Source organism: Synechococcus sp. LTW-G, from assembly GCF_054459035.1.
The window spans coordinates 17,197-43,593 of record NZ_JBTKYW010000010.1; the positions used below are offsets into that span (position 1 = coordinate 17,197).

Consider the following 26,397-nt stretch of genomic DNA (forward strand, 5'->3'; position numbering starts at 1 on the left):
GGGGAAGCGGGCTGCGGGAATCGAACCCGCATCATCAGCTTGGAAGGCTGAGGTTTTACCACTAAACTAAGCCCGCAGCAGTACAAACGCACTAGGGCGTTCGGTGCTGAACGTCAGCGGATCGGGTTTCGCGCTGACTAGAGCATTATGACCTGCGTTCGGGACAGCGTCCTTGGCCGCCACGCCTCAAGCCCCTAGCGATGCCGTTGATCTGCGGGGCAGACCACGTCAACGCTTGCTCTGGGCCTATGGCCTCGGGGACGTCGGCACGGGCATGGGCGCCTCCCTGATTGGCTTCTATTTACTGCGCTTCTACGTCGCCGCGGGGCTTCCCCCCTGGCTCGCAGGCCTGGCCTATGGGCTCGGACGGCTTTGGGATGCCGTCAATGACCCGATCGTCGGCTGGCTCAGCGACAAGACCATCAACACCAAACTCGGCCCACGTCTCCCCTGGATCCTCTGGAGCGCCGTTCCCCTGGGTGCCTCCATGGCACTGATGTGGTGGCTGCCCCCCTGGGACAACATCTGGACCAAGTTCTGGGTCTTTTTGGTGGTCTCCGTGGTCGCCAACAGCCTCTACACCTGCGTCAATCTCCCCTACACAGCCCTTGCGGCCGAACTCACCACCGACGTCGGACTGCGGACCCGGCTGAACACCTCCCGCTTCACCGGCTCGATCCTGGCCACGATCACCGCAGCCCTGCTGGCGGGGGTGCTGGTGAGCGATCTTCGCGATCCCTCCACCTATCTCCCGGTTGGCCTGGTCTCGGGCGTGATCATCAGCCTCTCGGGCCTGCTCTGCGGTTGGGGCCTGCTGCCGGCCGCCCGCAATTGCCAACGGCCTGAACCCGCCCCCGGAACCACCCGCAAGTTGCTGCGGCGGGTGGCCCAGAACGGCCGCTTCTTAATGGTGCTGGCCCTCTATCTGCTGCTCTGGTGCTCCCTGCAGCTAATGCAGGCCGTCTCACTCTTCTTCCTTCCGGTCGTGCTCCAGGTGCCCGAGGGGCTAAGCAAATTGATCCTGTTGCCCTTCCTGCTCAGCTCCCTTGGGGGGCTCTGGCTCTGGAACAACGTCTCCCATCGGGCCGGACGCCTTCAGGCCCTGCGCCAGGGGGGGCTGCTCTGGATCATCGGCTGCCTTCTGGTGATGGTGCTCCAGCCCCTGAACAGCAGCCTGCCCCTGCTGGCCACCGGCAACCTGCTGAAGCTGGTCCTGCTGGTGGTCACCATCGTTTTGGCCGGCATCGGCGCCTCGACGGCCTATCTCATTCCCTGGTCGCTGCTGCCCGATGCCATCGACGCGGACCCGGAGAAGCCCGCCGGGCAGTACAGCGCCTGGATGGTCCTGGCCCAAAAGGTCTGCATCAGCGTCGTCATTGCCCTATTGGGCATGGTCCTCAGCGCCAGCGGTTACGACGAAGCCCTCGCCAACACCGCCCAACCAGCCAGCGCCCTAGTGGCGATCCGGCTGTGCATGGGCATCATTCCCGCAGTGTTGGTGGTTCTTGGGCTAGTGGTGACGCGCCGCTGGCCCGAGAGGGGCCTGCATCTTCAAGCCAGCTAGCCACCCCATCGCATGCCTGCCCGCCGCCTTCCCGCCTGGCTTCGCCCCCGCTGGCTGACCCGCTTGGGGGAAAGCCTGCTGATTGGCGGTCAAGCCGTCTCGGCCCTGGCCAAGGGCCAGATCAACCCGAATGACCTCATCGCCGAATTGATGGAGGCGGGCCCCGGCAGCTTCCTGATCATCCTGATCACCGGCCTGGCGGCAGGCACGGTGTTCAACATCCAGGCCGCCTCGGAGCTGGTCAAGCAGGGCGCGGGATCAACCGTGGGCGGGATCCTGGCCCTGGGACTGGCCCGTGAAATCGCACCGATCCTCACCGCCACCCTGGTGACCGGAAAGGTGGCCACGGCCTATGCCGCCCAACTGGGGACCATGAAGGTCACCGAACAGATCGACGCGATCACGATGCTGCGCACCGACCCGGTCCAGTACCTCGTCGTCCCGCGTCTGCTGGCCATGGTTGTCATGACCCCTGTCCAATGCCTCGCCTTCTTCGGGGTGGCGATCTGGTCGGGTCAAGTCAGCAGCGCCATCCTCTACAACATCCCGCCGGATGTCTTTTGGACCTCCGTGCGCGGCTGGATGCAGCCCTCGGACCTGCCAGCGATGCTGCTGAAGGCCGGTGTCTTCGGCCTTCAGATTGCCGTGATCGCCTGCGGCTGGGGCCTCACGACCCGGGGCGGCCCCAAGGAAGTCGGCACCAGCACCACTGGCGCCGTGGTGATGATCCTGGTGACCGTGTCCTTGATGGATCTGGTCCTGACCCAATTGCTCTTCGGTTCATGAGTCCTGCAACCGTGACTGGATCCGGTCCGAACCCTGATCAGGGCACGATCCTGGCCCCGCGGATCTGGGTGCCCCTGGGGGTCCTGCTGCTGGGCTTGGCCTGCCTGCTGCTCAACGTTTGGGCCGCCGCGCTGGTCAGCGTCTTTGGCCTGTTCCTGCTGGTCCAGAGCCAGATCCTGCGCCTGCAGTTCTGCGCTGAGGCCCTGATCGTCTGGCGGGGCGAGAGCGTCCTGCGCCGCTTCCCCTACAGCGAATGGCTCAATTGGACGGTGTTCTGGGGGCCATTCCCTGTGCTGTTCTATTTCCGTGAACAGCAGAGCATTCACTTCCTGCCCGTGTTGTTTGATGCCAACAGCCTGCGCGAGCAGCTCAACCACCACGTGAGCGCCCAGCCATGAGCGACGACGCCACCAACCCAACACAACCGGACGACTGGACGGCTCTAGCCACCAGCGAACTGCGGCAGCAGCGCAATGCCCTGCAGCAGGAGATCAGCGAGCTGAGCAGCCGCCGGGATCAACTGCAACAGGAGATCCAAAGCAGCTTTGCCGGCCAATCCGACTCCATCGCCCGGCGGGTGAAGGGGTTCCAGGACTATCTGGTGGGAGCCCTCCAGGAACTGGCGGTCTCCGCCGAACAGATGGAGCTGGTGGTCCAGCCCCTGGTGGTCCAGCCCTCTCCCTTGGATCAAGCAGCCGCAGCCGAAGCCCAAGCCACAGCGGCGGCTGAGATCCCTGCTCCGGCACCGGCGGGGCTGTTCAGCAATGACGAAGCGCTGATTCGCGATCGACTGCAGGCCTTCCAGGGACAAGCCGACTTCTACGCTGATCCCTGGAAACTGCGCCGGAGCCTGGAGCCCGGCGGCGCGGCCCTGTTGGAGGACTGGTTCCTGGCCCAAGGGGGCCGCGGAGCCCAACCCAGCTGCGGCAGCCGCAACCGCAATGCCCTGACCACCGCCGCCGCCATCTCGATCCTGGGCGAGCTCTACGGCGAGCGCTTCCAGACCTTGGTGCTGGCGGGGATGCCCGAGCGCCTCGGGGAATGGCGACGTGGCCTGCAGGATTGCCTGGGCCTGAACCGCGAAGACTTTGGGCCCAGCAGCGGCATTGTTCTCTTCGAGCGCGCCGATGCCCTGATCGAACGGGCCGACCGCCTGGAGGAGCGCGGCGAACTCCCCTTCATCGTGGTGGACGCGGCCGAGCCGGCCGTCGAGGTGCCGATCTTGCAATTCCCGGTCTGGCTCGCCTTTGCAGGCAGCCCCACCGAGCTCGCCCTGGAGGATGACCTGCTGTGACCGACTTCGTGATCGCGCCTCTGCTAACCCTGGCTCTGGCCTACCTCTTGGGCTCGTTCCCCAGTGGCTACCTGGCGGGGCGTTGGCTCAAGGGAATCGACATCCGCACCCTGGGATCCGGCTCCACCGGCGCAACCAACGTCCTGCGCCAAATCGGCAAGGGCCCCGCTTTGGTGGTGTTCCTGATCGATGTGCTGAAGGGCACCGCCGCGGTGCTCCTGGCCAAAGCCCTACTCCAGCCCGATGGCACCAACGCCCTGAGTGATTGGTGGGTGGTCGCCTCCGGTTTAGCGGCGTTGGCCGGCCACATCTGGCCCATCTGGCTGGGCTGGCGTGGGGGTAAGGCCGTTGCGACTGGATTGGGGATGCTGCTCGGCCTGACCTGGCCCGTCGGCCTGGCCACCTTCGGGGTCTTCCTGACGGTGATCAGCGTCAGCCGCATCGTCTCCCTCTCGAGCGTGCTCGCCGCCCTGAGCCTGCCTCTGCTGATGCTGGCGCGCTTCGCCTCCCTTGGAGAGGCGATCCGTCCGGCCTACCTGAGCCTCTCGATCGTCGCCGCCGTGCTAGTGATCTGGAGGCACCGCAGCAACCTGAGCCGGATCGCTGCGGGCACCGAGCCCCGCCTGGGTGACAAGAAAAAAGAGGCCTAACCGAGTGCGCGGCTGCGCTCTGCGGCCGCCACAACGGCCTCGATCAAGGCGGACCTCAGACCTGAGCTCTCGAGGGCGCGGACCCCGGCAATGGTGGTGCCGCCCGGGCTGGTCACCATGTCCTTGAGCTGGGCGGGATGCAACTGCTGCTGATGCAACAGCGCGGCGGTCCCCGCCAAGGTGCGATGGGCCAGGTGCAGCGCTTGCGCCCGCGGCAGGCCGGAGGCCACCGCCCCATCCGCCATGGCTTCAGCCACCAAGGCCACAAAGGCGGGTCCCGATGAGGTCAGCGCGAGGAAAGCATCGAGCTGCGTTTCAGGCAGCTCCAGCACCTCACCCACCTGGGCAAACAACTCCAGCAGCCAATCCTTCTGCTCGGCCTCAAGACCCTCGCCCCAGGCCAAGGCCGTCAGGCCAGCCCGCACCAGGCAGGGGGTGTTGGGCACCGAGCGCACCACACGCCAGCCGGGGAAGAGGCGCTGCAAACGCTCGAGCTTCACCCCCGCCAACACGGAAATCAGCAGCGGCGATGCACCGGGAGCGGGGGCTGGAGCCGCGGCTGCCACGGCCTCCAGCTGCTGAGGCTTCACCGCCAGCATCACAACCGGAGCCGCCCAGGCTTCGCGGCCATCGACGCTCACCGAAAGGCCCGCGTGTTCAGTCTGCAGACGCTGGGCCGAGGCCTGGGAGGCGACGACGGCGCGTACCGAAGCACGCTGCACCAGGCAGCTCTCCAGCCACGGAAATAACAAAGCCTGGGCCATGCGGCCCAGGCCAATCACCCCGAAGGTCGAGGGGGAGGTGAGGCTCAACCGACGTTCGCGCCGTACTCACGGCCCCAGGCGGGGGTGGGGGCGATGTCCTGCTGGGGCTCATCAACGCTCTCGCGGTGAGCCACGGTGGGGGCAGAGGCCTCTTCACTACCGGCGCTGGTGACGGTGACACAGCTCGGTGCAAACAGGAAGATGCTCTCGCCGACGCGCTCCTGGTGGCCGTCGATGGCGAAGGTGCCGCCGGCGACGAAGTCAACGGCGCGCTGAGCCTGATCGGGCTCCATCATCGTGAGGTTCAGGATCACGGTCTTGCGCTCACGCAGGGCCTGGATCGCGCGAGGCATCTCGTCGAAGCTGCGGGGCTCCATCAAGGTGACCTCAGCCGCCGAGGTGGAGATGCCGGGCATGCCAATCACATTGCTCCCAGCGAAGGGATCAACGGCATCGAAATCGCTGGTCAGCGCGAGTGCACCAGAGGGGGTCGAACCACTGGTTTCAGGCATGTCGCCCTGGTCGTAATCGAGATCGTCGTCCTCATAACCGTCGAGGTAATCGTCTCCGGAAACAACTGCACGCAGGCGGGAGAACAACGACACCGTGAAACCTCGGATTTGGCTTTCAACCTAGATAGCGTCCCACGCGAGCGGTGACAAGGGTTTCAGCGGATCATTGTTGGCTTTCATGCCGGTTTCAAAGCTTCGGGCCAAAGAGGGCTGAACCCACCCGGACCCAGGTGCTCCCAGCGGCGGCCGCCTCAGGCCAATCACCGCTCATTCCCATCGACAATTCGGCCAGACCCAGGCGCTGGGCAAGAGCCGAACACTCCGCAAATAACGCCTCCCGCTCTGCCCCCTCCACCTCCAGGGGAGCCATGGTCATCAGACCGACAATCTGCAGGTGCGGCAGCTGCTGAAGCCGCGGCCATTCCCGCTCCAATTCCTCAACGGAGAGGCCCCCTTTGTTGGGATCGGGGCGCAGCTTGACCTGCAGAAAAATGGAGGGCCGCAGCCCTTCCTCTCCTGCAATCCGCGAGATCCGCTCGGCCAGGCTCAAGGAGTCCACGGAGTGAATCACGCTGAATTGCTTCAGGACCGGCCGCACCTTGTTGGCCTGCAGACGGCCGATGAAGTGCCAATCCAGGTCAACGCAATCGGTCAGTTCCTGCTGCTTCGCCGTGGCCTCCTGCAGGCGGCTTTCACCAAAGCTGCGTTGCCCGGCTTGCGCCAACGCGCGAATGCTGCTGGCGGGGTGACCCTTGCTCACCGCCAGCAAACGGGTGTGGGCGGGCAACTGTGCAGACAGGGCTGCAAGACGATCTGCAGCAGAGGAAGTGCCCACCAGTTAGAGGCCCAACAATTAAATGAAGGTCTTATCGAACAATTGTCGCCAACTGGCATGCACCTCGGGACCTTCTCGGCGGGCGCGATTGAGATTTTGCTCGGCCAGATGGCGGGCATCCATCAAGGGGATGACCTCAAATTCGACGCTGCGGCCCTGCACCGTGACCAGAAAAAACATCCTCTGGGCGTAGAGGGTGGCGTAGACCTCCCGGCCATCGCCCGTCTCGGCGACGCGATAGAGCAAGCCAAAGGTGGGGTGATTGAGATAGCGCTCGTTGCTCACACGCCAAGGTCGGCCAACCTTCTATCAAAGCGCACCGAAGCGCCAGCGCAGCACCAGAACGGCAAGCAAGCCCATCCAGCCGAAGGCCTGAAGCACGGGGGCACGAAGCCTGGAGCGCAGGAGTTGTGAGGGGGCTATCCACTGACCGCCCCGGGCCAACAGGGCCTCCGCCCCCTGCTCCGCCCTCAACAAAACGTTGGCCAGCAACCGCTCACCCAAGGCCAGGACCAGGCCGACTGACGCCTGAAAGCCCAAGCGCCGCAGGTTGACCGAACGGGTAGCAAGGGAGCGCAGGAGGTTCTGGAACTCCTCTTGAACCAGCGGCAGAAAACGCAGAGCCAACAGCAAGGTGAAGCCCAGCCGCTCCACGGGAACCCCCAGGCGACCCAGGGGGGCGATGCACCAACTCAGGCCCCAGACCAACTCCTCCGGTGGGGTGGTCAGCAGCAGCAGGTTGGCGCTGTGAATCACCGTGAACAGGAGCGTGGCGCTGTTGATCCCCAACTCCGCCGAGCGGCGGGTCACCACCAACGGACCGAGCGGCAGGGGGCCCAGCTGCACGGGACCCAACCGCAGCAACTCCCAACGCAAGCCCTGCTGATCGGAGCCCAGCTCCAATTCCTGGGGAGGACGATTCAAGGAGGCAGGCGCCAGGGATCCCGTCGGCAGGGTCGTCGCCAGGGCACCCACCAACACCGAGAGGACCAGAAGCAAGGGAAGGGTGCGGCGCCAGAGGCGCCAGGGCAGCCCACTGCAGGCGGTGAACAGCAGCAACAGACCCACCAGGGCCAGCCTCCACCACGGTCCAGCCAGGATCGGCGTCAGAAGAAACGCCACCGTCCAGGCCAGCTTCAGGCGGGCATCGAGAAGCCGCAGCCAGCTGCTGGTTCCATCGACGTACTGGCCGATGGGGATCTGCCGCAACCAATCCATCAGGGGTGAAGCCGGCTCAGGCCGTCAGCGTCCCCTGGCCTGCTGCCGCGCCAGATCCCGCTCCGCATCGCGCTGCTGCTTACCGCGCCAGAACAACTTGAGCGGCGACCCCTCAAAGCCCAGACCCTCACGGATTTGCCGTTCGACGTAGCGACGGTAGGTGTCCCCAAACAACTTCGGGTCGTTCACGAACAGGGTGAAGCTTGGGGGGCGAACGGCCACCTGGGTGCCGTAGTAAATCCGGCCCTGACGTCCGCCGCGGCTGGTGGGCGGAGAGCGCCAACTGACCGCTTCTCGGAGCACCTCATTGACGACCGAGGTGCTGACGCGGCGGCGATGCTGCTCCACAGCAACGGCGGCGATCGCAAAGATGCTTTCCACCCGCTGACCGGTCAGCGCCGAGGTGAAGAGCATCGGAGCCCAGTCCAGGAAATAGAGCTTGGCCCGCAGCTCTTTTTCCATGGCCGGCATGGTGTGGCTGTCTTTTTCGATGGCGTCCCACTTGTTGACCACCACCACACAGGCGCGCCCCTCTTCTTCAATGCGGCCAGCGAGGCGTTGATCCTGCTCGGTGACGCCATCGAGGGCATCGATCACCAGCACACAGACATCGGAGCGCTCGATCGCCTTGAAGCTGCGGTTGATGCCGAAATACTCCGGCCCGTAGTTCACCGAACGGCGGCGGCGAATACCGGCGGTATCCAGCAGTTTCCAGGGCTTCCCTTCCCGCTCGATCGAGGTGTCGATCGTGTCGCGGGTGGTGCCGCGAATCGGACTAACAATGGCCCGCTTCTCGCCGCAAACCGCATTCAGCAGGCTGGACTTGCCGACATTGGGACGGCCCACGATGGCCATCTGGATGGGCTCCTCCCCCTCCAACTCCTCGGCGGCCGGCAGATGGTCCACCATCCGATCGAGCAGATCGCCGGTCCCAGCGCCGTGAATGGCGGAGATCGGGAAGGGCTCACCGAGTCCCAGGCTCCAGAACTCGGCGGCCATGGCGAGGCCCGCCTCAGGGGACTCACATTTGTTGACCGCCAGAAGCACCGGAACGTTGTGCCCCCGCAGCCACTCGGCGATGGACTCATCTGCAGCCGTCAACCCCTGCTGTCCATCGGCGATCACCACCGCAACTGAGGCCTCGGAGAGGGCGAGGTTCGCTTGCTCACGAATTTCCGGCAGGAATTCGCTGTCGTCGTCGAAGACCAAACCACCGGTGTCGACCACCTTGAAATGGCGATCCCGCCAATAGCCCTGCTGATAGGTGCGATCGCGGGTCACACCGGGTTCGTCGTGAACGATGGCCTCGCGACTACGGCAGAGGCGGTTCACAAGGGTGGATTTGCCCACGTTGGGGCGGCCAATAATGGCAACGACGGGCAACGCCAAAGAGTTATCGCAACAACTGCCGTAATCCGACCCTACAGGCCGGCAGAAGCGAAAATCTTTCCGCCAGTCTCAAAACGAGACCAGGCGAGTCTCGCTAGAGGAGGGGTGTTCTGTCCCCCGCCCGACGGCGGTCTCCCGCGATGGTGGAACTGATTGCCTCGATCGTGGTCGATCTCTCCGACCAGAAGCTCTACGTCTACAACCAACAACAAGAGCTCGTTCGCACGGTGCTGGTGAGCACTGGCAAAGGCTCCACTCCCACACCGATGGGCGTTGGCCAGGTCTACGACAAGTACCGGAGCGTGACCATGCGCGGCCGGGGCTATGTCGCGCCCAACGTGCCCTGGGCGATGTGCATCACCCAGAACGGAATGATCTGCATGCACGGAGCCCCCTGGCAGGAGCAGGCCAATGAGGCCTTTGGTGTGCCCCGCAGCCACGGCTGCATTCGGATCCCCAGCCCCCATGCCCGCTGGCTGTTTGAGAACACACCCAAGGGAACACCCGTCAGCATCCAGGCCTGAGCCATGCGGGGAGGGCCTTCAAGCCAGATCCTGCAGCTCCTGAGCCTGGAGCTGTTGATCGTGGGCCTGTGGGTCCTGGCCCTCCCTGCCCATCAAGCCCCCGCGAGCCCGGGGATCAGCCAATCGGCAGGTCACCTGGATGGCCCTGGACCGGATCAGCGGGTTGCTCCAACAAAGGAGGCATCGGACCGCTAGCGGGCAGGGGTTCGCCCCGCTCCGCCAGGTGGGCCAGCAGCCAGTTCACCGCGGTGGCCCGGCGGGTGCGGCGTGGATAGAGGCCGCCAATCCGGTAGCCGCCAAAGCCCAGCTGCTCCTTGAGCAGCTGCTTGTAGGGCTTGGGAACCGACCGGGTCAGGGCCACGCTGGCTGGACGCTCGGCAATGAACTGGGGCTCGATTGGAAAGGACTCCCGCCAACTGGCCTCCGTCGCCGGGCCGGCGCTCCAAACCCCCTCGCCGTTCTGCTCGTATCCCAAGCGCGGCCAGATCAACTCACACACAAAACGATCGTTGGTGCGGTCCTCCAGCACCGCTTCCAGCAGCGCCCTGCTGAGGGGGTAGGGAATGGGCATCGACCTGGAGTCCGAGAATCGGATCACCATGATCACGCCCGCCACCACCACCGAAGCGATTCAGCTGTCCGGCCAGGGCACACCGCGCCTGCTGCGCTGCCGCGCCCTGCAGTCGCCCTTGGCGGGTGTGAGCGATCGCATCTTCCGCGGGCTGGTGCGGCGCTGGGCGCCCGATGCCCTGCTGTTCACAGAGATGGTCAACGCCACCAGCCTGGAGCTGGGCCATGGCCTGCAAAAGGTCGAGGAGCTAGCCCTCGAGCAGGGGCCCATCGGCGTTCAGCTGTTTGATCACCGGCCCCAGTCGATGGCCGATGCGGCCCGCAGGGCGGAGGCCGCCGGGGCCTTCCTGATCGACATCAACATGGGCTGCCCGGTCAAAAAGATCGCCAAAAAAGGGGGCGGCAGCGGCCTGATCCGAGAACCCGATCTGGCCAGCCGCATCGTGGAGACGGTCTCTGCGGCCGTCTCGATCCCAGTCACCGTGAAGACCCGACTGGGCTGGTGCGGCAGTGACCTCGACCCGGTGGCCTGGTGCCGTCAACTGGAGAGCGCTGGGGCCCAGCTGCTCACCCTCCATGGCCGCACCCGGGAACAGGGCTTCAAAGGAAGCGCCGATTGGCAGGCCATTGCCGCTGTCAAACGCGCCCTGGCGATCCCTGTGATTGCCAACGGCGACATCAACTCCGCCGCCGATGCCCTGCGCTGCCTGGAGCAAACCGGCGCCGATGGGGTGATGGTGGGGCGGGGAAGCATGGGGGCCCCCTGGCTCGTCGGCCAAATCGATGCGGCCCTCAGCGGCCGGCCGATCCCAGAGGCCCCCTCAGCGCTTGAGCGGGTGCTGCTCGCCAAGGAACAACTCCAGGCCCTGGTGGCCGCCAAGGGCGACCACGGACTCCTGATCGCCCGCAAACACATGGGCTGGACCTGCAATGGCTTCACGGGCGCCCCGCAACTGCGGCACGCCCTGATGCGGGCGCCAACGCCGGCCGAAGCCATCGCACTGCTGGATCAAACCGCCGCGGCCCTCGGCAGCTAGTAAGCGCCGATCTGCAGCAGGTCCCGGGTGCCGCTGACCCCCTGCACGGCAAACAACAGGAGGATCAGCACATTGGCGCTGATGTGCAGCTGCCGCAGCCGAGGGTTGCGCTTGATCTCCGGCCGCGCCGAGAGCGTGAACAGCATCAGACCGCTCAGCAGAACGCCCGCCCAGTAGTGGGAGCTCCAGAACCCCGCCCCGAATGGATTGTCGGAGAGGCGCCAAATCTCGGCCTGACTGCCCAGGCCCAGGACTCCGGCCCAGCAGAGCAGCGCAAAACTCGCCCGCCAGATCGCCCGGTGCACCCGCAGCAGAGCCGCCAGGGCCACCAGGGTCCCGGCCGACACCAGCAGCAGGAGCCCGTAGCGGCCGGCGCCGCCGCTGAAGTCCGCACCGGCCTCCAGATAGGCCTTGGTGAACGAATAAACGATGGCAATCAGCACCGCCACGACCACCCCAACCGTCAGCCAAAGGCCATGGTCGGCGTGCTCCTGCGGCACCGGTTCGGGCTGCTTGGTGATGCCCAGGCGCTTCTCGCGCACCAGCAGGCCCAGACGAACCGTCGCCCCCATCAGGGGATAGACGAACAGGATCACCAGCACCGGATGGAGCAGGGCAAACCAGTCAATGGCGCTCATGGCAACAGCTCCTCTAGGGCAGAACCTTGGGCCAACCCTGACGGATCAGCAACAGTGAAAAGTAGGGCTGCTCGTCCGCCGGGATCGAATCGGCCGGGGCCAAGAGCTGATCGGGCCAGCCCACCCGCTGGGCAAACAGGCTGCCGCCGAGCAGACCGCGACGCTCAAGGAGCGGTTGCACCCAGCGCCAGCGGCGGCCCAATTTGAGCAGGGCCAACACCACCTCTTGATGGCGCGCCCAATCCAAGAGAGCCTCCAGGGCCTCTGGATCCTCAGGCGTGGGGCGAATCATCAGACCCTCCTGCTGCAGAGCCAAGGGCCAAGGGAAGCCTTGGGCCGAAGCCGCCGCCGCCGCCGCCGCGGCCGCGGTAATCCCAGGAATCACAGCCACAGGCACCCCTGGATGGCGATCGGCCAAGGCCAGCAGGGCATAGGAGCAGCTGGCATAGAGCGAGGCATCCCCCTCACACAGCAACACCACCGCCTGGCCCTGCTCCACGGCCAGAGCCAGGGCATCGGCGGCCTCTCGCCAGGCCTGTTGGCGCGGCTCCGCCTCCGCCACCATCGGGAACAGCAAGGGCAGCCGCCGTTGCGCTGCCGAGATCCAGGGCGCCGCGATCTGGGCCGCCATGCCCTCGGCGTCGGGTCTTGCCACGGGATAGGCCACCACGGCCGCCGAGGCGATGGCCTGGATCGCCGCCACTGTTAGTAACTGGGGATCACCCGGACCCACACCCACCAGGGTGACCCCAGGCTTGGCCGCCGTGGCAGCGTCTGCCAAGACGCGCAGGATCGCGCTGGAGGACATCGAAGGGGGCTCAACCGGCCCCTTTCTAGGGTGATGGGATTCAGCGGGCTGGGCGATGAGCGACCTGCAGGTCTTCGGCGAGGCCGAGCAACAAGCCAAGCTGACGACAAACGATCCGGCGGTCATTGCCGCTGAACTGGCTGAGCGGGGCATCGGCTTCGAGCGCTGGCCGGCCCGTGAGGCGCTCCCGGCGGGTGCGGGTCCCGAGGACGTGCTCAAGGCCTATGCCCGGGAGATCCAAGCGGTCCAAGCCCGGGGCAGCTACCCGACAGTCGATGCGATTCGGATGACCCCGGACCATCCCGAGCGCGCCGCCCTGCGCCAGAAGTTCCTCGCAGAACACACCCACGCCGAAGACGAGGTGCGTTTTTTTGTTGAAGGGCGAGGGCTCTTCTGCCTGCACATCGGCGAGGAGGTGCTGCAGGTGCTCTGCGAAGCCGATGACTGGATCAGCGTGCCAGCCGGCACGAAACACTGGTTTGACATGGGGCCAGAGCCCTGCTTCTGCGCCATTCGCTTCTTTGACAACCCCGAGGGCTGGGTGGCGCAGTTCAGCGGCGACCCCATCGCCGACCGCTTCCCCCGTCTGAACTAAGCCTGGATGCCCACCGAGTGCATCCGAACCAACTCCGGACGCTCCAAGCTGCCGCTGAGGGCCTGGGCTTCAAAGGCCGCCAACTCCTGCAGGCGCTCCACCGTGACCTCCCGGCCAAAGCGCTGCTCACACAGCACCCAATAGAGCCCGAAGTGGCGGGCTTCACTGGCCAGGAGCTCGCCATAGAGGACTTGCAACTCGGCATCCGGGCTATGGGCCGCCAAGAGGGCCATGCGCTCATGGCTGCGGGCCTCGATTAAGCCCGCCACTAAAAAGGTGTCCAGCATCCGCTGGGGTTCCGCCTTGCGGACCTGGGCCATCAGGCTGGAGCCGTAGGCCGGCGCCGGCAGCTGCTTCAAGGGAATGCCCCGGCGCTGGAGCAGGGCCAGAACCTGTTCAAAGTGCTCCAGTTCTTCGCGGGCCAGGGCGCTGAGCTGCGCGCCCAAGGACTCATCGGAGGGATAGCGGAACATCAACTGCAGGGCGACCCCCGCCGCCTTGCGTTCGCAGTGGGCGTGGTCAATCAGCACCAGATCAGCGCGGGCCACGGCCTGCTCGAGCCAATCCTCCGAGCTGGGGGCCGCCAGCCACTTCACCCGCGCCGCCTGGCTCTCCAAGAGCACGGTCATGGCTGCGTCCGCAACTTGGCCACCAAGCCCTGGAGCGCCAGGGAATAGCTGGCCGGCCCAAAGCCGCTGATCACCCCCAGCGCCTTGTCGGCCAGATAGGAGTGATGCCGAAAGGCCTCGCGGGCATGCACGTTGCTCAGGTGCAGCTCCACATAGGGAATGGCTACCCCCAGCAGGGCATCCCGCAGGGCTATCGAGGTATGGGTGAGCGCTCCGGCGTTGATCAAAATCCCGTCCACCTGGCCGCGGGCCTGATGGATCCGATCGACGAGGGCTCCCTCGTGGTTGCTCTGAAAGCAACTGAGCTGGACGCCCAGCGCCTCCGCTTCTGCGCCCAGCCGCTGCTCTATGGCATCGAGGGTGTCGGCGCCGTAGAGCCCCGGCTCACGCTGTCCCAACAGATTGAGGTTGGGGCCGTTCAGCAACAGCAGATGCATCGGTGCCGGCCAGGGTCAAGGTCCACTGCGGCGATCGTAGGGAGAGTGCCTAGTGGGGCCCCACCGGCTGGTAAGTTCTTGGGGTGTGGTTCGGGTCGGTGCCCGAGTGGTTAATGGGGGCGGACTGTAAATCCGCTGGCTCTGCCTACGTTGGTTCAAATCCAACCCGGCCCACCTTCCACATGCCCTTGTAGCTCAGCGGTAGAGCACTCCCTTGGTAAGGGAGAGGTCACGAGTTCAAGTCTCGTCAAGGGCTTCCAAAAATCACCGACAAGTCAAGCGGCACCAGACTTGTCACCCCACCGGCTCTCAAGCCGGTTTTTTATTGCAATGACCCGCACGCGGACCACATCAGGGGCGCCAGTGATACACATTTCAGCCGATACCTTGATGAAGAACCACAAGATTGGCGAGCGGCTTGAACGTGCTGGTTGGTAATTTTCAACCACGAATCCGTCGGCCTTCTTGAGCGGAACACCCCCACAATCACTGCGTTGCTTGATCGTGGAAGACCAGCTGATGTTTCTTCAGCTGCTGCGCTCGCTACTGGAAGCCATGGCCGGCATTGAAGTGATCGGCTCAGCGACCAGCTGCCAAGAAGCCAAGGAGCTCTGCGAGCTGGATGCACCCGACCTGCTGGTGCTCGATCTGGCCCTGCCTGATGGCGAGGGATTGGACGTTGCCCGGGCCCTGCATCGGCGGTCGCCAGAGTCCAAGGTTGTGGTGCTCTCCGGCCAGGCCTCCAGCTTTGTCTGTCCGCCTGAGCTCCTGAGCCAAATCTGCGGCGTTGTGGACAAGACAGCCGCCTTCCAGCAACTGCATCAGGTTCTCGAGCAACTGGTGCCGCAACCCATCGCAACGCTGACACCGCGCCAACAGGAGATCTATGCCCTCATTGGCCGAGGCCTCAGCAATAAGGAGATCTCGAAAGAGACCGCCCTATCGATCACCACGGTAGAAACCCACCGCAAAGCCATCGCCCAGAAATTGGGACTCTCTGGCGCCGAACTGGTGCACCAAGCCTCGCGGCTCGCCCCCCTCACCATTGCCCAAGACACCTAGATGGCTCCACGTCGCTTGCTGAGCACCCCCAGAAAACTGGCCAATCGGCTGGCCCTGCTGAGCGCGCTTCAGCTCGTGCTCGTCGGAGGCAGCCTCAGCGTGCTGAGTTTCGCCATCGGCCGACGCAGCGGCCTGGAGATCAGCGAGACCTACCGCCAAAACGCCTCGGTGGTGGAACTCTCGACGCGTCTCTCCCGCAAGCTCAGCTACCCCCGCTGGATCAACACCCTCAACCTCGCCTGGCTGGAGCAAAACCCAGGACGTGTTTCGGAGTATGCGGCGATGGCCGAGCGCTTCTGGAACCAGATGCGTGCCTTCCCCGTGGATTACATCAACTACGGCGGAGCCGACGGCCGTTTCATCGGCATGGAGCGCGGCGATGACGGAGAGCTGCTGCTCAACGAAGACACCAATCGCAGCGGCCGGGGCTCGATGGCTGTCTATGCGATGAAGCAGGGACAACGGGGGGAGCTGCTGGAGCGCATTCCAGGCATGACCGAAACCCACGAGGAAGCCTGGTACACCGACACGGCCAAAGCAGGCAAACCCCTCTGGAGTTCGATTTACGCCTGGGAAGACCAGCCCGAGATTTTCTCGATCTCCTACAACGCGCCCCTCTTTGGAGCCAACCGCAACCTGCTTGGGGTGGTGGGGGTCGACATGGTTCTCTCCCAACTGAGCACCTGGCTCGAGCAGGTCTGGAAGGGCCGCGATGGTTTGGCCTTGATCGTGGAGCCCGACGGCACCCTGGTGGCGAGCTCAAGACCCAGCCAAACCCTCAGCCGCAGTAAGGGCCAACTGGAGCGCTCCCGATTGGCCGCGCTGAGCGACCCCATGGCGCAAGCCCTCCATCAACGGCTCAAGGGGGGAGCCAACGGCAAACCCGAGCGCGCCCAAATCAATGGCCATCCCTATTCCCTGGTGGCCACGCCCTGGGGCACCGATGAAGGACTGAATTGGATCCTGCTGACCAGCCTCACGGTGGAGCCCGGCACGGCCGCTGCTGACCGGAACGCCCTAATCGCCTTGCTGGCCTCAGCCGGAGCCCTGGCCGGAGCTGCAGCCCTGACCAACAGACAGATCCGAAGCCTGCTCTATCCCTTACGCCAGCTCGAGAGCACCTCCGAGCAACTCAGCCAGAAGCTCAGACAAGCCACATCACAGCTGCAGCCGGAGAGTTTGCAGTTCCACAGCGGCGTGACAGATCAGTCCGGAGAAGAACTGGTCTCCCTGGATGGAGCTCTACGGCAACTGGTGGATGGCTACAACCGCCTCACCAGCGAGCTGAGGGAACGGGAAGCCAGCCTGGCGGAAGCGCGAGAGAAAGAGCGCTACCGCGATGCCCAAACCCTGGCGCTGCTGAAAGACAAGTTGCGCAGCAGTTTGCAGGCTGCGGCCGTGGCCCACGAAATCAATCAACCGCTCAGCGTCTTGCTGCTTAACAGCCAGCTGCTGATCAAGCAAACGGAGAACGTCGACCTCAGCGCGCTCCCCAGCGGCTGGAAGCAACAGGTGGAGGGCATTCGCCACGAAGCCGATCGCGTCGTGCTCACGATCGAGAAAATGCGTGCCCTGCTGAGGAACGTCCAAACGGAGCATCAGCGCCTAAACCTGCGGGAGATCAGCCAGAGCGCCCTGCTCTATGCCCGCTCGGGGGGCAGCACGGCCCACGTGGCCATCGACAGCACAACCCTGGAACGCGAGGACGCCCCCGCCTGGATTGAAGGCGATGCGGTGCAGATCCAAATCGCGATCGTCAACCTGCTGCGCAACGCCGCCGAAGCCCTGATCGACGCCCAGACCGCCAACCCCTGGATCGGCATCAGCATCGAGGCCCAGGGGGATCAGTGGTGCCTGGAGGTCGCCGACAACGGACCTGGCCTGCCGCAAAGCCTGCTCGATCAACTCCCCCTGCAAACCAGCAAAGCCAGCGGCAGTGGCCTGGGGCTGTTTGTGGTGCAAACCACCATGGAGAACCACAGCGGCCAGCTGGACGTTGCCACCAGCCCCCAAGGAGGCGCCTTGCTGCGGCTGCGCTTCCCTGCCCTACCCAATTCTGGGGATTGATCAGACCTATAGGGGTCATGCACGGTGTGCATACCTCGGGGTCAAGGCCTTGGCGGACCTACTGCTGGAAGGGATCCCGGTGCTGGATCTGCTGGAGATCACCAGCAGCACGACCGCCGTGGCCCAGCGAATCCAGCGCGACCAGAGCTCGGTCTCTCGGATCTACCGCCATGTCAGCCAAGTCCTGAATCTGGACTTCCAAAAACGGAGCAACGGCCTCTATCAAGCCCAAGCCAATCAGCCCTTGCTGGCGAGCCTGCGGTTGGCCTCACAGCAGATGCGTCTGGCTCTGATGCCGAGCCAACTGCGCTGGCTCCACAGCCTCGATGAGCCATTGCTGCTGGGTGACCTCGGCCTGCGGCTTCCCCCAGCGCTGCCCCTGACGGGCAGCCGGCAGCCCGAGCGCTTGGCCGCACTGCTGGAGGGGCGACTCCTGGATCTTGTTCTGCTCAGTGAGCCCCCTCTTCTGCCAGCCTCAAGCGCGCTGATCAGCCGGCCGGTGGCCGGAGAACGGATCTACGCACTGCTTCGTCAGGACCTCATCCAAACCCCTGCCATTCAGCAGGTGTTGGATCTCCAGAGCCCATGAAATGCTGAACAGGACCGGGGAGCTTTAGGGATGCTGAAGTCGATCGCACTGCGCCGGGTCTTGATCTATTTCGGGCTGAGCAGCGCGGGCGTTGCGGCGGTCAGCCAACTGGAATTGGATCAACGCAGCGCGGGCGTGATCTATGTGCCGATGTTCATCGGCATCTATGTCCTCTCCCGCTGGATTGAATCCAAGCTCTCGCCCACCCCTCCGTCCGTGAGCCCCGAGGCGGACTCCGAACTCCCCAGCAAGGGCTTCATGGCGAAGTCACCCAAGCCCTAACCACGGGATTTCCGCCGCTGTCCATAGGGTGTCTCAAGCCCTGCCCGTCCATCTGTGCTCCAGCTGACTACCCCCATCGCTGCGATGCGTCAGCTGGTTGTGGGTGGAACCACCCGCCCGCTGCAGTGGCGCCTCGAGCAACTGGATCGACTCGATGCCGCCCTCAGCGCCCACAGCGACGCCGTCCTGGAGGCCCTGGCCAAGGACCTGGGGAAGCCTGATGTCGAGGCCTACTTCGAGGTCGTCGCCGTTCGCCAAGAGATCAGCCTCTGCCGCCGGCAGCTACGGCGCTGGATCGCCCCCAAAAAGGTCAGCGTTCCCCTGAGCCAGCGGCCAGGTCGCGCGGAAGTGATCGCTGAACCCCTGGGCTGCGTCCTGATCATCGGCCCCTGGAATTACCCGTTCCACCTGGCGATTCAGCCCCTCGTCAGTGCCCTAGCGGCCGGGAACACCGCCATCCTCAAACCGTCGGAGCACGCACCGGCAACGGCTCAGCTGATCAGCAGCCTGATCAGGGAGGCCTTCCCGCCCGAGATCGTCCAGGTGGTCCAAGGGGATGGGAGCACCGCCCAGGCCCTACTCGCTGAGCGGTTTGATCACATCTTTTTCACTGGCGGAGAGCGCATCGGGAAGCTGGTCATGGCCGCTGCAGCCCAGCACCTCACCCCCATCACCCTGGAGCTTGGGGGCAAGAGCCCGGCGGTGGTCCTCAGGGATGCAGACCTCGAGGTCACCAGCCGCCGGTTGGTCTGGGGCAAGTGCCTGAACGCCGGGCAAACCTGCATCGCCCCGGACTACCTCCTGGTGGAGAGCAGCGCCCGAGCCTCACTTATCCAGGCCCTGGGCGAGCGCCTCACGGCTTGCTTTGGCGAGGAACCTCTGGACTCCAGCGACCTGGCCTCGATCGTCAATGACGCGCAGTACGCGCGGCTTAGCGCCCTGCTTGAGCGGGCCCGCGAGCGGGGCCAGGTGCTGCTGGGGGGGGCCTGTGATCCGGAACGCCGCCGGATCGCCCCGACCGTGATCCAGGTGAACGATCGCGAGGATCCGCTGATGCAGGAGGAGCTCTTCGGTCCCCTGCTGCCAATCCTCGAGGTGGATGGATTGGAGCAAGCAATCGAGTGGATCAACCAACGCCCCAAACCCCTCGCTCTCTATTTATTCAGCAGCTCCCAGCGGAACCAAGAGACGGTGCTCAACAAGACCAGCTCCGGTGGTGTCTGCTTCAACGATGTGGTGATGCAGGTCGGGGTTCCCGAACTCCCCTTCGGCGGCGTCGGTGCCAGCGGCATGGGGGCCTATCACGGCAAGGCTGGCTTCGACACCTTTTCCCACCAGCGCAGCGTTCTGCGCCGGCCCTTTGCCCTGGATCTGCCCTTCCGTTATCCCCCCTACGCCGGACGACTCCCCCTGATGCGACGACTCCTGGGCTGAAGCCATTTCCATGCCTTATGGGAGGGGGACTGGCGCCCGCCTCCAGGCCCCGTATGGTGCGCCCAGTCGACCGTTGTTAAACCCAATGCGCCGCCGCTCTGCCGCCGCTTTAGCCCTGGCCCTTCTGCTTCCCCTTCCGGGGTTGGCCGGCGAGGTGGTGGTCAAGCGCGGTGAGACCCTCTCCGAAATCGCCGATCGCTACGGGACCACGGTCAATCGGCTGATGGAGATGAACGGCCTGCGCAATGCCAACGACCTCTGGGCCGGCAGCCGCATCAAGGTGCCGGGCAACGTCTACAGCGGTGGGGGATCGGGGAACTACACGGTCAAAGCGGGCGAGACCCTCTCTGAAATTGCCGATCGCTACGGCACCAGCGTCAACCGCCTGGTCCAGCTCAATGGCCTGCGGGATGCCAACGACCTCTGGGCTGGCAGCCGTATCCAGGTGCCTGGCGCCAGCGCTCGCCCGCAGGTGGCCGTGAACAAAAACGCCAAGACCCACCGGGTGCAACCCGGCGAGAGCCTCTCCTCCATCGCCGATCGCTACGGCGTCTCGATGCAGCGCCTGATCGCCATCAACGGCATCAGCAACCCCAACCAGGTCATGGCCGGCAGCACCCTGACCCTGCGCGCCGCCAGCAAGCCCAAGCCCAAGCCCGCTGCTCCTGTTGCCGCCAAGCCGAAGCCAAAGCCCGCAGCAGTGGTGGCCGCCAAGCCAGTGAAAAAGGCTGAGCCCGTTGCGGCCAAGCCTGAACCCGCCAAGACCGAAGTCTCCAAAGCTGAACCGGTGAAGGTCAAGCCCTCGGTGGCCACCACAGTCGCAGCAACAACCGTTGCCGCCAAGCCCGAGAAGAAGGCTGAGCCCGTCAAGGCTGAAGCCACCAAACCAACGGTCGCCAAGGCCGAGGTGAGCAAAACCCAGGCATCGAGCACAACTGCCGCGGGCAGCACGCCCGACTGGCGCAGCTATGGCCCCCTGCAGGTGGATTGGGCCAATTGGCAGGCCATGGGCGGCAGCTACGTGGCACCAAGCCTCAACAGCGAAGGTCAGCCCCTCTACCTGGCGATCAACTGCAACGCCAAGCGCCTAAATGCCACCGGTCAGTCGGGAGCCTGGAAGACCTGGGATGCCCCCCAGAGCGACTTTGAGCAGCGGCTGATCACCGATCTCTGCAAGGCCAAGCCCGGCTGATCAGGCCGCCAGTTTCAGGGGCCAGGGCTGGCGCAGGAAGCGGCGGCCCGCAGGCCTGAGCCAGAGGCGCTGACTGCCGTCATCGCTTTCACTAATCAGGTCCTCCTGCACCAGGCGCCGCGCTAACCAGCGCCACTGATCGACCTCATCCCCTTCGGCCTTAGCCAGGTCCTCGCCGAGGCTGCGCAGGTCCACACCGCTGCGTTGGTCCAGTTGCTCCAGCACCTGGGAGGCCATCTCAGACCAGTCCCGCACCCGCGGGGCCTGGCTGCAACGATCGCAGCGACCGCAGGGGGGAACCAGCTCCCCCACCGAGAGCAGAAGAGCCTGCTCTCGGCAGCCCGCCCCCTCGGCAACCGCCTCCATCCGCCGGAGCTTCTGCTGGGAGAGCTCCGCCCGGGTGCGGTCCTGCGGATCCCCGGATTCCTCGGCCGAGGAGCGAATGGCCCAGGCCAGGCTGGAGCGGTCCTCGGGGTCAAAGAGCACGATGCAACGTGCGGGCAGGCCATCACGACCGGCGCGACCGGACTCCTGGAGGTACCCCTCGGTGCTGGCCGGAAGATCCAGGTGCAGCACCAAGCCCACATCCGGCCGATCGACACCCATGCCAAAGGCCACGGTGGCCACCAGGACGGGCATCTCGTGCTCCTGGAAATGGGTCAAGGCCAGGGCACGACTCTCTGGATCCATCCCGGCGTGATAGGCGATCGCCTCGACTCCGCTGTCGCTAAGGCGCTTGGCCCAGCTCTCCACAGACCGCCGGGTGCGGGCATAGATCAGGACCGCTCCGCGCGCCTCCTCCAGCGCCTTGAGGACCTCCGGCAGGGGGTCCGCCGGACGACGGCGCATCACATAAGAAAGGTTGTCGCGCCGGGCTGAGCGCACCTGAATCAGGGGACGCCGCAGCTCCAGCAGGCGAATCAGATCGGCGCGGACCCGGGGGGCTGCGGTGGCACTGAGGGCCACCACCGGAACCCCAGGGCAGAGCCGGCGCAACTGGCCCAGGCGGCGGTAGTCCGGGCGGAAGTCATGGCCCCAGGCACTGATGCAGTGGGCCTCATCAATGGCCAGCCCGACGAGTTTCCCCTCCTCGTGAATCTCCTCCAGCAAGCGCCGGGTGGCCTCCACCTGGAGCCGTTCGGGCGCCAGATACAGCAGGCGCAGGCGATTGCTGCGCACTCGCTGCAGCAGGTCTCGCCGGCGCATGGGATCCAGACCGCGGTGCAGGCAGGCCGCTGGAATACCCCTTCGCTGCAGGTGTTGCACCTGGTCCTCCATCAGCGCCACCAGGGGCGAGATGACCAGCACCAGACCCTCCCGGACCAAGGCTGGGAGTTGATAGCAGAGGGATTTCCCCGCACCGGTGGGGAGCACCGCCAGGCAGTCCTGGCCAGCGAGCATCGCCTCAATCACCGGGCGCTGGCCAGGCCGGAAGGCAGACCAGCCGAAGTGCTCCTGGAGGGCGGAGTCGAGGGGATCGCTCATCAGGCGGATCTCAGCCGGCCTGAGCCAGCACCGCGATCGCCGGAGCCTCGAGCTGATCCGGGGATTCCTCCACCAACTGCAAGCGCACGCGCTTACCGCCGGCAAGTTCCCCGAGGGAGACGCGCATGGTGTTGCCGCTGAGGGTTTGCAGGGCGGTCAGCAGCTCCCGCAGGTGGGGAGTGCTGCTGCCGCTCTCGACCCAGAGACGCTCCTGAAGACCGTTGAGGCGGCGCCAGCTGGTGTGGAGCTTGAGGACCGCCGATTCCAGGGCCTGGGCTTGCCCAACAGCATCGGAGAGCAGTCCAAGGGCATCGAGACGCAGGGCCTCCTGCATCGCCTTATCGAGATCGAGCTCCCCTTGCTGGAAGGCCCGAACAGCCAAGCCAGCTTCTGAGGCTTTGCTCAGCCAACGGGCGGTGCTGGTGACGTCCTTGACCCGCTCAAGCTCGGGCTCTTCACGCAGCACCTTGCGGAGATCCTCCTGCTGGTCGTCGGGCAGTTTGGCCAGCTCCTTCACCAGAGGGGCAACGGCCTTGGGAGGAAGCAGATTGTTCGCCGTACGTTCCCGAATCTCCTCCGGCAGGAGCGGGCTGGTGGCTGCCGTGAACTCGTCAGTGAGTTGACGCACCTGTTTACGGGTGATCTGCTGGCCGTCATTGGCGGCCTCACCGATCATCAACTGCACCTCTGGATCGGACTGGGCCGTCTCCATGAAGGCCCGCTTGGAGAAGTTGTTGACGCTGGTCTCCTCCAGGACCCCCTCCCCGAGCATGTGGTCGGCGGATTCAGCCAGCTGAATCAGGGCGTAGGCCCGGGTTTTGCTGATTTCCTGTTCCCGCAACCACTGCAGGAAGCCGCCCCCGCGGGTATCGCCGCCACGGCGCTCCCGGTCCCGCACGCTCCGCAGGATCCGGCCCCGCCAGATTTCGGTCTGCAGGTCAAAGCGATCACAAATGGCCCAGGCCTCCTCAATGCGGGCCAGGAACTCCATCGAGCTGATGCTGTCGCTTTCGGGATCAGGCAAGTCGAGGCTGAAGGAGGGGGCCTCGGCCATGGGGAAACGCTCAGTGGAGGTCGATGGTGCCACGTTTCGTGACGGGCTGGCTTTGGGGACTCCCGCTACGGGTAAATTCCCAATGACAGCCACCCCTTTACAGCGCAGCGATGGCCATCTCCCGCGGTGACAAGGTGCGCATCAAGCGTCCTGAGTCCTACTGGTTCAACGATGTGGGCACCGTTGCCTCCATCGACACCTCCGGCATCCGTTACCCCGTCGTGGTGCGCTTCGAGAAGGTGAACTACAACGGCGTCAGCGGCTCCGAAGGCGGCATCAACACCAACAACTTCGCCGAGAGCGAACTCGAGAAGGCCTGATCCAGGCGCTCAAGATCTCGTAGTGATCCCCGGCCTGGGTTCAGGTCGGGGATTTTTGCTGTCTGGTCTGCGTGGCAATCTGTGGCCACCAACGGTCAGGGATCACGGGTGCCAGAGCTCCCCGAAGTGGAAACGGTGCGCCGCGGACTCGAACGCCAGACCCGTGGCTTCACGATTGAGCGGGTCGAGGTGCTGCGGGCCCGGGCCATTGCCGCTCCCCCGGTCCCCGCGCAGTTCTGCTCCGCCCTGGAGGGATGCAGCGTCGACCAATGGATGAGACGCGGCAAATATCTGATGGCCAGCCTGAAGCGAGCGGGGGCCGACGCCGGGCACTGGGGCGTGCATCTGCGGATGACCGGTCAGTTCCTCTGGATGGAGACTGCCAAGGAGCCCTGCAGCCACACACGCGTGAGGTTCTGGAATCCCGAAGGCCAGGAGCTGCGCTTCGTGGATCTGCGCAGCTTCGGTGAGATGTGGTGGGTCCCCCCCGGTCAACCCCTCGAGTCGGTGATGACGGGACTGAAACGGCTGGGCCCAGAACCTTTCAGCGCGGCCTTCACGCCCCAGTACCTGCGGCAGAAACTCAAAGGGTCATCGCGGGCCATCAAGACGGCACTGCTCGATCAGGCCCTGGTGGCCGGCGTGGGGAATATCTACGCCGATGAGTCCCTGTTTATGAGCGGCATCGCGCCTGAGGAGCGGGCTGGTTCGCTCAAGCTCAAGCAGTTGGAGCGGCTGCACAGCGCCTTGGTGGAAGTCCTGACCACGAGCATCGGGGCCGGCGGCACCACCTTCAGTGATTTCCGTGACCTGACGGGAACCAATGGGAACTACGGCAATGCCGCCTGGGTCTACCGCCGCACCGGCGAGCCCTGCCGGGTCTGCGGCACACCGATCCGTCGTGACAAGTTGGGCGGCCGCAGCAGCCACTGGTGCCCCTCCTGCCAGGGTGGAAGAACCCCCTGAGCGGGACGCGAAGATGCCCGATGCCAACACCACAGCCCTCGCCAAGGCCCTGTGCGGAGCAATGGCGGAGATCCATCGGCGGGGCTGGTGCGACGGGACGGGCGGCAATTTCAGCTGTCTGCTGGATGGGGACCCCATCCGCCTGCTGATGGCTCCAAGCGGAGTGCACAAGGGGGCGGTTGCTCCGATCGATCTGATTCAGGTGAATCGGGAAGGGCATGTGGTGCTGGGCAATGGCAAAGCCAGCGCCGAGACCGCCCTGCACCTGGAGATCGTGAAAACCTGCGGAGCCGGTGCAGTCCTGCACACCCATTCGCAGGCCGGAACGCTCCTTTCGCAGTGGGCCCTGAAGAGCAAACAGGGCAAGCTCGAGCTGAGTGACCTGGAGATGCTCAAGGGGCTGGATGGCATCAACACCCACGACTGCTCCGTGGAGGTCCCTGTCCTGGCGAACAATCAGAACCTCTCTGAATTGTCAGCGCAGGCCAGACCGCTGCTGAGCAACGCCCCCCAGGGACTACTGATTGCCGGACACGGGCTCTATGCCTGGGGACGCAGCCTGGGCAGTGCGATGCGTCACCTAGAGATCCTGGAGTTTCTACTGGAACAGCGCTGGAGGCAACTGCTTCTCGAAGCGATCCTGGCCAAGTAAACCATGTCCATTACGCACATCCTTCTCGATATCGAAGGGACAACCTGTCCCGTGAGTTTTGTGGCTGAGGTGCTCTTTCCCTATGCCAGTTCCTCGCTCGAGCGTTATCTCGAGGAACACCAGGAGGAAGCCGAGATCAAAAGCCTGATCGAAAGCGTCGAGCAGGCTTGGAGGGAGGATGACCACCGCGATGCCGTTGACCTACTCCAAGAACAAGGCGGCGCAACTCCACTCGAAATCAGAGGCATAGCGGAATACTTAAGGCAACTGATTCAAAGAGACATCAAGCTGACCGAACTCAAAGATCTCCAGGGAAGAATCTGGCGATCGGGCTATGCGTCAGGCGAACTGATCGCACCACTCTTCCCTGATGTTCCTGAGGCACTGGAGCGCTGGCATGTGCAGGGATTCACTCTGGCGGTGTATTCGTCTGGTTCCGTTCCTGCACAGCAGCTGCTTTATGGCCATTGCCAGGCAGGAAATATCACGTCCCTGTTCCAGCACTGGTTTGACACCAAAACGGGAATCAAACAAGCGAAGGAGAGCTATCTGATGATTGCCAAATCCATGGGGACTGCCCCGTCAGATGTCCTGTTCATCAGCGATGCACTACAAGAACTGGAGGCAGCGGATGCAGCGGGGATGAAGACACTGTTCAGCGATCGAGAGGGCAACCCAGCACGGGATGCCGGACGCTTTGCGAGGATCAGTGATTACAGCGGACTGAATCCTGGCGATGGCTTTTAGCGAGCGCGATCAAGAGATCCTCAGACTGAATCAAGCCATGCTCAATAGCGTGGCCTCAGGTGATTGGCAGGCCTACTCGGCCGCCTGCGCCGAAGACGTCAGCTGCTTTGAAGCCGAAAGCGAAGGGCACTTGGTGGAAGGCCTGCCGTTCCATCGCTACTACTTCGAACTTCCCGGTGATTCCACGCAGCCCCCCGCCGCTGTGAACGTGACGATGGCCCGCCCACATCTGCGCTGGCTGAGCGATGAATCAGTGGTAGTGAGCTACACCCGCCTGACGCAAAAACTCGTCAATGG

Annotated in this window: 32 protein-coding genes and 3 tRNA genes; 21 read left to right on the plus strand and 14 right to left on the minus strand. The window is 64.7% G+C overall.

Features of this window, described 5'->3' with window-relative positions; translation table 11 throughout:
* Positions 1 to 5: 5 nt before the first annotated feature.
* Positions 6 to 76 (minus strand) — tRNA-Gly (locus ACXIQ9_RS11850).
* A gap of 159 nt (positions 77 to 235) precedes the next feature.
* On the opposite strand from ACXIQ9_RS11850, the gene ACXIQ9_RS11855 reads away from it, so the two are divergent.
* Genes ACXIQ9_RS11855 through plsY form a run of 5 tightly spaced genes read left to right on the plus strand, consistent with a single transcriptional unit; the run spans position 236 to position 4,294 of the window.
* Entirely contained in the window at positions 236 to 1,564 is a 1,329-nt protein-coding gene (locus tag ACXIQ9_RS11855) for an MFS transporter (protein WP_459016776.1), read from the plus strand.
* Positions 1,565 to 1,576: 12 nt separating this feature from the next.
* Entirely contained in the window at positions 1,577 to 2,350 is a 774-nt protein-coding gene (locus ACXIQ9_RS11860; protein WP_296416550.1) for an MlaE family ABC transporter permease, read from the plus strand.
* Complete coding sequence (locus tag ACXIQ9_RS11865) at positions 2,347 to 2,748, plus strand: DUF3119 family protein (RefSeq protein ID WP_071777941.1); 402 nt, start codon at positions 2,347 to 2,349, stop codon at positions 2,746 to 2,748. Before ACXIQ9_RS11860 ends, ACXIQ9_RS11865 begins: the two co-directional genes overlap by 4 nt.
* Positions 2,745 to 3,644 carry a DUF3086 domain-containing protein gene (locus ACXIQ9_RS11870; protein WP_459016761.1) on the plus strand — a complete coding sequence of 300 codons (900 nt, stop codon included), beginning with the start codon at positions 2,745 to 2,747 and terminating at the stop codon, positions 3,642 to 3,644. The genes ACXIQ9_RS11865 and ACXIQ9_RS11870 overlap by 4 nt, the downstream gene beginning before the upstream one ends.
* Entirely contained in the window at positions 3,641 to 4,294 is a 654-nt protein-coding gene (gene plsY, locus ACXIQ9_RS11875) for a glycerol-3-phosphate 1-O-acyltransferase PlsY (RefSeq protein ID WP_459016762.1), read from the plus strand. The genes ACXIQ9_RS11870 and plsY overlap by 4 nt, the downstream gene beginning before the upstream one ends.
* On the opposite strand, the gene proC is transcribed toward plsY, so the two are convergent.
* From proC to der, 6 genes are all read right to left on the minus strand, one after another.
* Positions 4,291 to 5,106 carry a pyrroline-5-carboxylate reductase gene (gene proC, locus ACXIQ9_RS11880; RefSeq protein WP_459016763.1) on the minus strand — a complete coding sequence of 272 codons (816 nt, stop codon included), beginning with the start codon at positions 5,104 to 5,106 and terminating at the stop codon, positions 4,291 to 4,293. The two genes, plsY and proC, sit on opposite strands and share 4 nt — an antisense overlap.
* A complete protein-coding gene (locus ACXIQ9_RS11885) occupies positions 5,103 to 5,663 on the minus strand; it encodes a cell division protein SepF (protein ID WP_029626127.1) in 561 nt (186 codons plus the stop codon). The genes proC and ACXIQ9_RS11885 overlap by 4 nt, the downstream gene beginning before the upstream one ends.
* A 94-nt stretch (positions 5,664 to 5,757) precedes the next feature.
* Complete coding sequence (locus ACXIQ9_RS11890; protein WP_459016764.1) at positions 5,758 to 6,405, minus strand: YggS family pyridoxal phosphate-dependent enzyme; 648 nt, start codon at positions 6,403 to 6,405, stop codon at positions 5,758 to 5,760.
* A gap of 18 nt (positions 6,406 to 6,423) precedes the next feature.
* The gene (locus tag ACXIQ9_RS11895; protein WP_010315131.1) at positions 6,424 to 6,690 is read right to left on the minus strand and encodes a PipX family protein; all 267 of its coding nucleotides are present in this window, start codon (positions 6,688 to 6,690) and stop codon (positions 6,424 to 6,426) included.
* A 24-nt stretch (positions 6,691 to 6,714) separates the two neighbouring features.
* Positions 6,715 to 7,623, minus strand: a complete 909-nt coding sequence (locus tag ACXIQ9_RS11900) for a CbiQ family ECF transporter T component (RefSeq protein WP_459016765.1) — start codon at positions 7,621 to 7,623, stop codon at positions 6,715 to 6,717.
* Between the two features lie 24 nt (positions 7,624 to 7,647).
* Entirely contained in the window at positions 7,648 to 9,012 is a 1,365-nt protein-coding gene (der, locus tag ACXIQ9_RS11905; protein WP_010315124.1) for a ribosome biogenesis GTPase Der, read from the minus strand.
* Positions 9,013 to 9,152: 140 nt separating this feature from the next.
* Between der and ACXIQ9_RS11910 the strand changes: the two genes are divergently transcribed.
* Positions 9,153 to 9,536, plus strand: coding sequence for a L,D-transpeptidase (locus ACXIQ9_RS11910; protein WP_010315122.1), 384 nt, complete (start codon positions 9,153 to 9,155; stop codon positions 9,534 to 9,536).
* A gap of 115 nt (positions 9,537 to 9,651) precedes the next feature.
* Here ACXIQ9_RS11910 and ACXIQ9_RS11915 read toward each other — a convergent pair whose 3' ends face one another.
* Positions 9,652 to 10,107, minus strand: coding sequence for a DUF1823 family protein (locus tag ACXIQ9_RS11915; protein ID WP_296416546.1), 456 nt, complete (start codon positions 10,105 to 10,107; stop codon positions 9,652 to 9,654).
* Between the two features lie 28 nt (positions 10,108 to 10,135).
* Between ACXIQ9_RS11915 and dusB the strand changes: the two genes are divergently transcribed.
* Entirely contained in the window at positions 10,136 to 11,143 is a 1,008-nt protein-coding gene (dusB, locus tag ACXIQ9_RS11920) for a tRNA dihydrouridine synthase DusB (protein ID WP_459016777.1), read from the plus strand.
* On the opposite strand, the gene ACXIQ9_RS11925 is transcribed toward dusB, so the two are convergent.
* Both ACXIQ9_RS11925 and ACXIQ9_RS11930 read right to left on the minus strand, forming a co-directional pair.
* Entirely contained in the window at positions 11,140 to 11,781 is a 642-nt protein-coding gene (locus ACXIQ9_RS11925) for a DUF4079 domain-containing protein (RefSeq protein ID WP_424163744.1), read from the minus strand. The genes dusB and ACXIQ9_RS11925 overlap by 4 nt on opposite strands.
* Positions 11,782 to 11,794: 13 nt before the next feature.
* Positions 11,795 to 12,589 (minus strand): precorrin-2 C(20)-methyltransferase, encoded by a 795-nt coding sequence (locus ACXIQ9_RS11930; protein WP_296416545.1) that lies wholly within the window; start codon positions 12,587 to 12,589, stop codon positions 11,795 to 11,797.
* Positions 12,590 to 12,644: 55 nt separating this feature from the next.
* On the opposite strand from ACXIQ9_RS11930, the gene ACXIQ9_RS11935 reads away from it, so the two are divergent.
* Positions 12,645 to 13,184, plus strand: coding sequence for a 1,2-dihydroxy-3-keto-5-methylthiopentene dioxygenase (locus ACXIQ9_RS11935; RefSeq protein WP_459016766.1), 540 nt, complete (start codon positions 12,645 to 12,647; stop codon positions 13,182 to 13,184).
* Here ACXIQ9_RS11935 and ACXIQ9_RS11940 read toward each other — a convergent pair.
* Both ACXIQ9_RS11940 and aroQ read right to left on the minus strand, forming a co-directional pair.
* Positions 13,181 to 13,813, minus strand: a complete 633-nt coding sequence (locus tag ACXIQ9_RS11940) for a MiaE family protein (RefSeq protein WP_459016767.1) — start codon at positions 13,811 to 13,813, stop codon at positions 13,181 to 13,183. The genes ACXIQ9_RS11935 and ACXIQ9_RS11940 overlap by 4 nt on opposite strands.
* The gene (gene aroQ / locus ACXIQ9_RS11945; protein ID WP_296421534.1) at positions 13,810 to 14,250 is read right to left on the minus strand and encodes a type II 3-dehydroquinate dehydratase; all 441 of its coding nucleotides are present in this window, start codon (positions 14,248 to 14,250) and stop codon (positions 13,810 to 13,812) included. Before aroQ ends, ACXIQ9_RS11940 begins: the two co-directional genes overlap by 4 nt.
* 92 nt (positions 14,251 to 14,342) lie before the next feature.
* Here aroQ and ACXIQ9_RS11950 point away from each other — a divergent pair.
* From ACXIQ9_RS11950 to ACXIQ9_RS11985, 8 genes are all read left to right on the plus strand, one after another.
* Positions 14,343 to 14,424: transfer RNA gene (locus ACXIQ9_RS11950), tRNA-Tyr, on the plus strand.
* Between the two features lie 10 nt (positions 14,425 to 14,434).
* Positions 14,435 to 14,506 (plus strand) — tRNA-Thr (locus tag ACXIQ9_RS11955).
* A 248-nt stretch (positions 14,507 to 14,754) separates the two neighbouring features.
* A complete protein-coding gene (locus ACXIQ9_RS11960; RefSeq protein WP_459016768.1) occupies positions 14,755 to 15,312 on the plus strand; it encodes a response regulator transcription factor in 558 nt (185 codons plus the stop codon).
* A complete protein-coding gene (locus ACXIQ9_RS11965) occupies positions 15,313 to 17,379 on the plus strand; it encodes a sensor histidine kinase (protein WP_459016769.1) in 2,067 nt (688 codons plus the stop codon).
* Positions 17,380 to 17,428: 49 nt separating this feature from the next.
* Positions 17,429 to 17,968, plus strand: a complete 540-nt coding sequence (locus ACXIQ9_RS11970; protein WP_296416676.1) for a hypothetical protein — start codon at positions 17,429 to 17,431, stop codon at positions 17,966 to 17,968.
* Between the two features lie 30 nt (positions 17,969 to 17,998).
* Entirely contained in the window at positions 17,999 to 18,250 is a 252-nt protein-coding gene (locus ACXIQ9_RS11975) for a hypothetical protein (protein WP_459016770.1), read from the plus strand.
* Between the two features lie 84 nt (positions 18,251 to 18,334).
* Entirely contained in the window at positions 18,335 to 19,684 is a 1,350-nt protein-coding gene (locus tag ACXIQ9_RS11980) for an aldehyde dehydrogenase family protein (protein WP_459016771.1), read from the plus strand.
* An 85-nt stretch (positions 19,685 to 19,769) separates the two neighbouring features.
* Positions 19,770 to 20,876: a LysM peptidoglycan-binding domain-containing protein gene (locus tag ACXIQ9_RS11985; RefSeq protein WP_459016772.1), complete on the plus strand. Its 1,107-nt coding sequence runs from the start codon at positions 19,770 to 19,772 to the stop codon at positions 20,874 to 20,876.
* Here ACXIQ9_RS11985 and ACXIQ9_RS11990 read toward each other — a convergent pair whose 3' ends face one another.
* Together ACXIQ9_RS11990 and ACXIQ9_RS11995 are read right to left on the minus strand one after the other, a co-directional pair.
* Entirely contained in the window at positions 20,877 to 22,361 is a 1,485-nt protein-coding gene (locus ACXIQ9_RS11990; RefSeq protein WP_459016773.1) for a RecQ family ATP-dependent DNA helicase, read from the minus strand.
* Positions 22,362 to 22,371: 10 nt separating this feature from the next.
* Positions 22,372 to 23,415, minus strand: coding sequence for a hypothetical protein (locus tag ACXIQ9_RS11995; RefSeq protein WP_010315089.1), 1,044 nt, complete (start codon positions 23,413 to 23,415; stop codon positions 22,372 to 22,374).
* A 110-nt stretch (positions 23,416 to 23,525) separates the two neighbouring features.
* Between ACXIQ9_RS11995 and ACXIQ9_RS12000 the strand changes: the two genes are divergently transcribed.
* From ACXIQ9_RS12000 to ACXIQ9_RS12020, 5 genes are all read left to right on the plus strand, one after another.
* A complete protein-coding gene (locus ACXIQ9_RS12000) occupies positions 23,526 to 23,735 on the plus strand; it encodes a photosystem I reaction center subunit IV (protein ID WP_010315087.1) in 210 nt (69 codons plus the stop codon).
* A 108-nt stretch (positions 23,736 to 23,843) separates the two neighbouring features.
* Entirely contained in the window at positions 23,844 to 24,701 is an 858-nt protein-coding gene (locus tag ACXIQ9_RS12005) for a DNA-formamidopyrimidine glycosylase (protein ID WP_459016778.1), read from the plus strand.
* Positions 24,702 to 24,714: 13 nt separating this feature from the next.
* Positions 24,715 to 25,353: a methylthioribulose 1-phosphate dehydratase gene (gene mtnB / locus ACXIQ9_RS12010; protein WP_459016779.1), complete on the plus strand. Its 639-nt coding sequence runs from the start codon at positions 24,715 to 24,717 to the stop codon at positions 25,351 to 25,353.
* A gap of 3 nt (positions 25,354 to 25,356) precedes the next feature.
* Positions 25,357 to 26,100, plus strand: coding sequence for an acireductone synthase (mtnC, locus tag ACXIQ9_RS12015; RefSeq protein WP_459016774.1), 744 nt, complete (start codon positions 25,357 to 25,359; stop codon positions 26,098 to 26,100).
* A partial coding sequence (locus ACXIQ9_RS12020; protein ID WP_459016775.1) for a nuclear transport factor 2 family protein occupies positions 26,090 to 26,397 on the plus strand: 308 nt, incomplete at its 3' end. The genes mtnC and ACXIQ9_RS12020, both read left to right, overlap by 11 nt.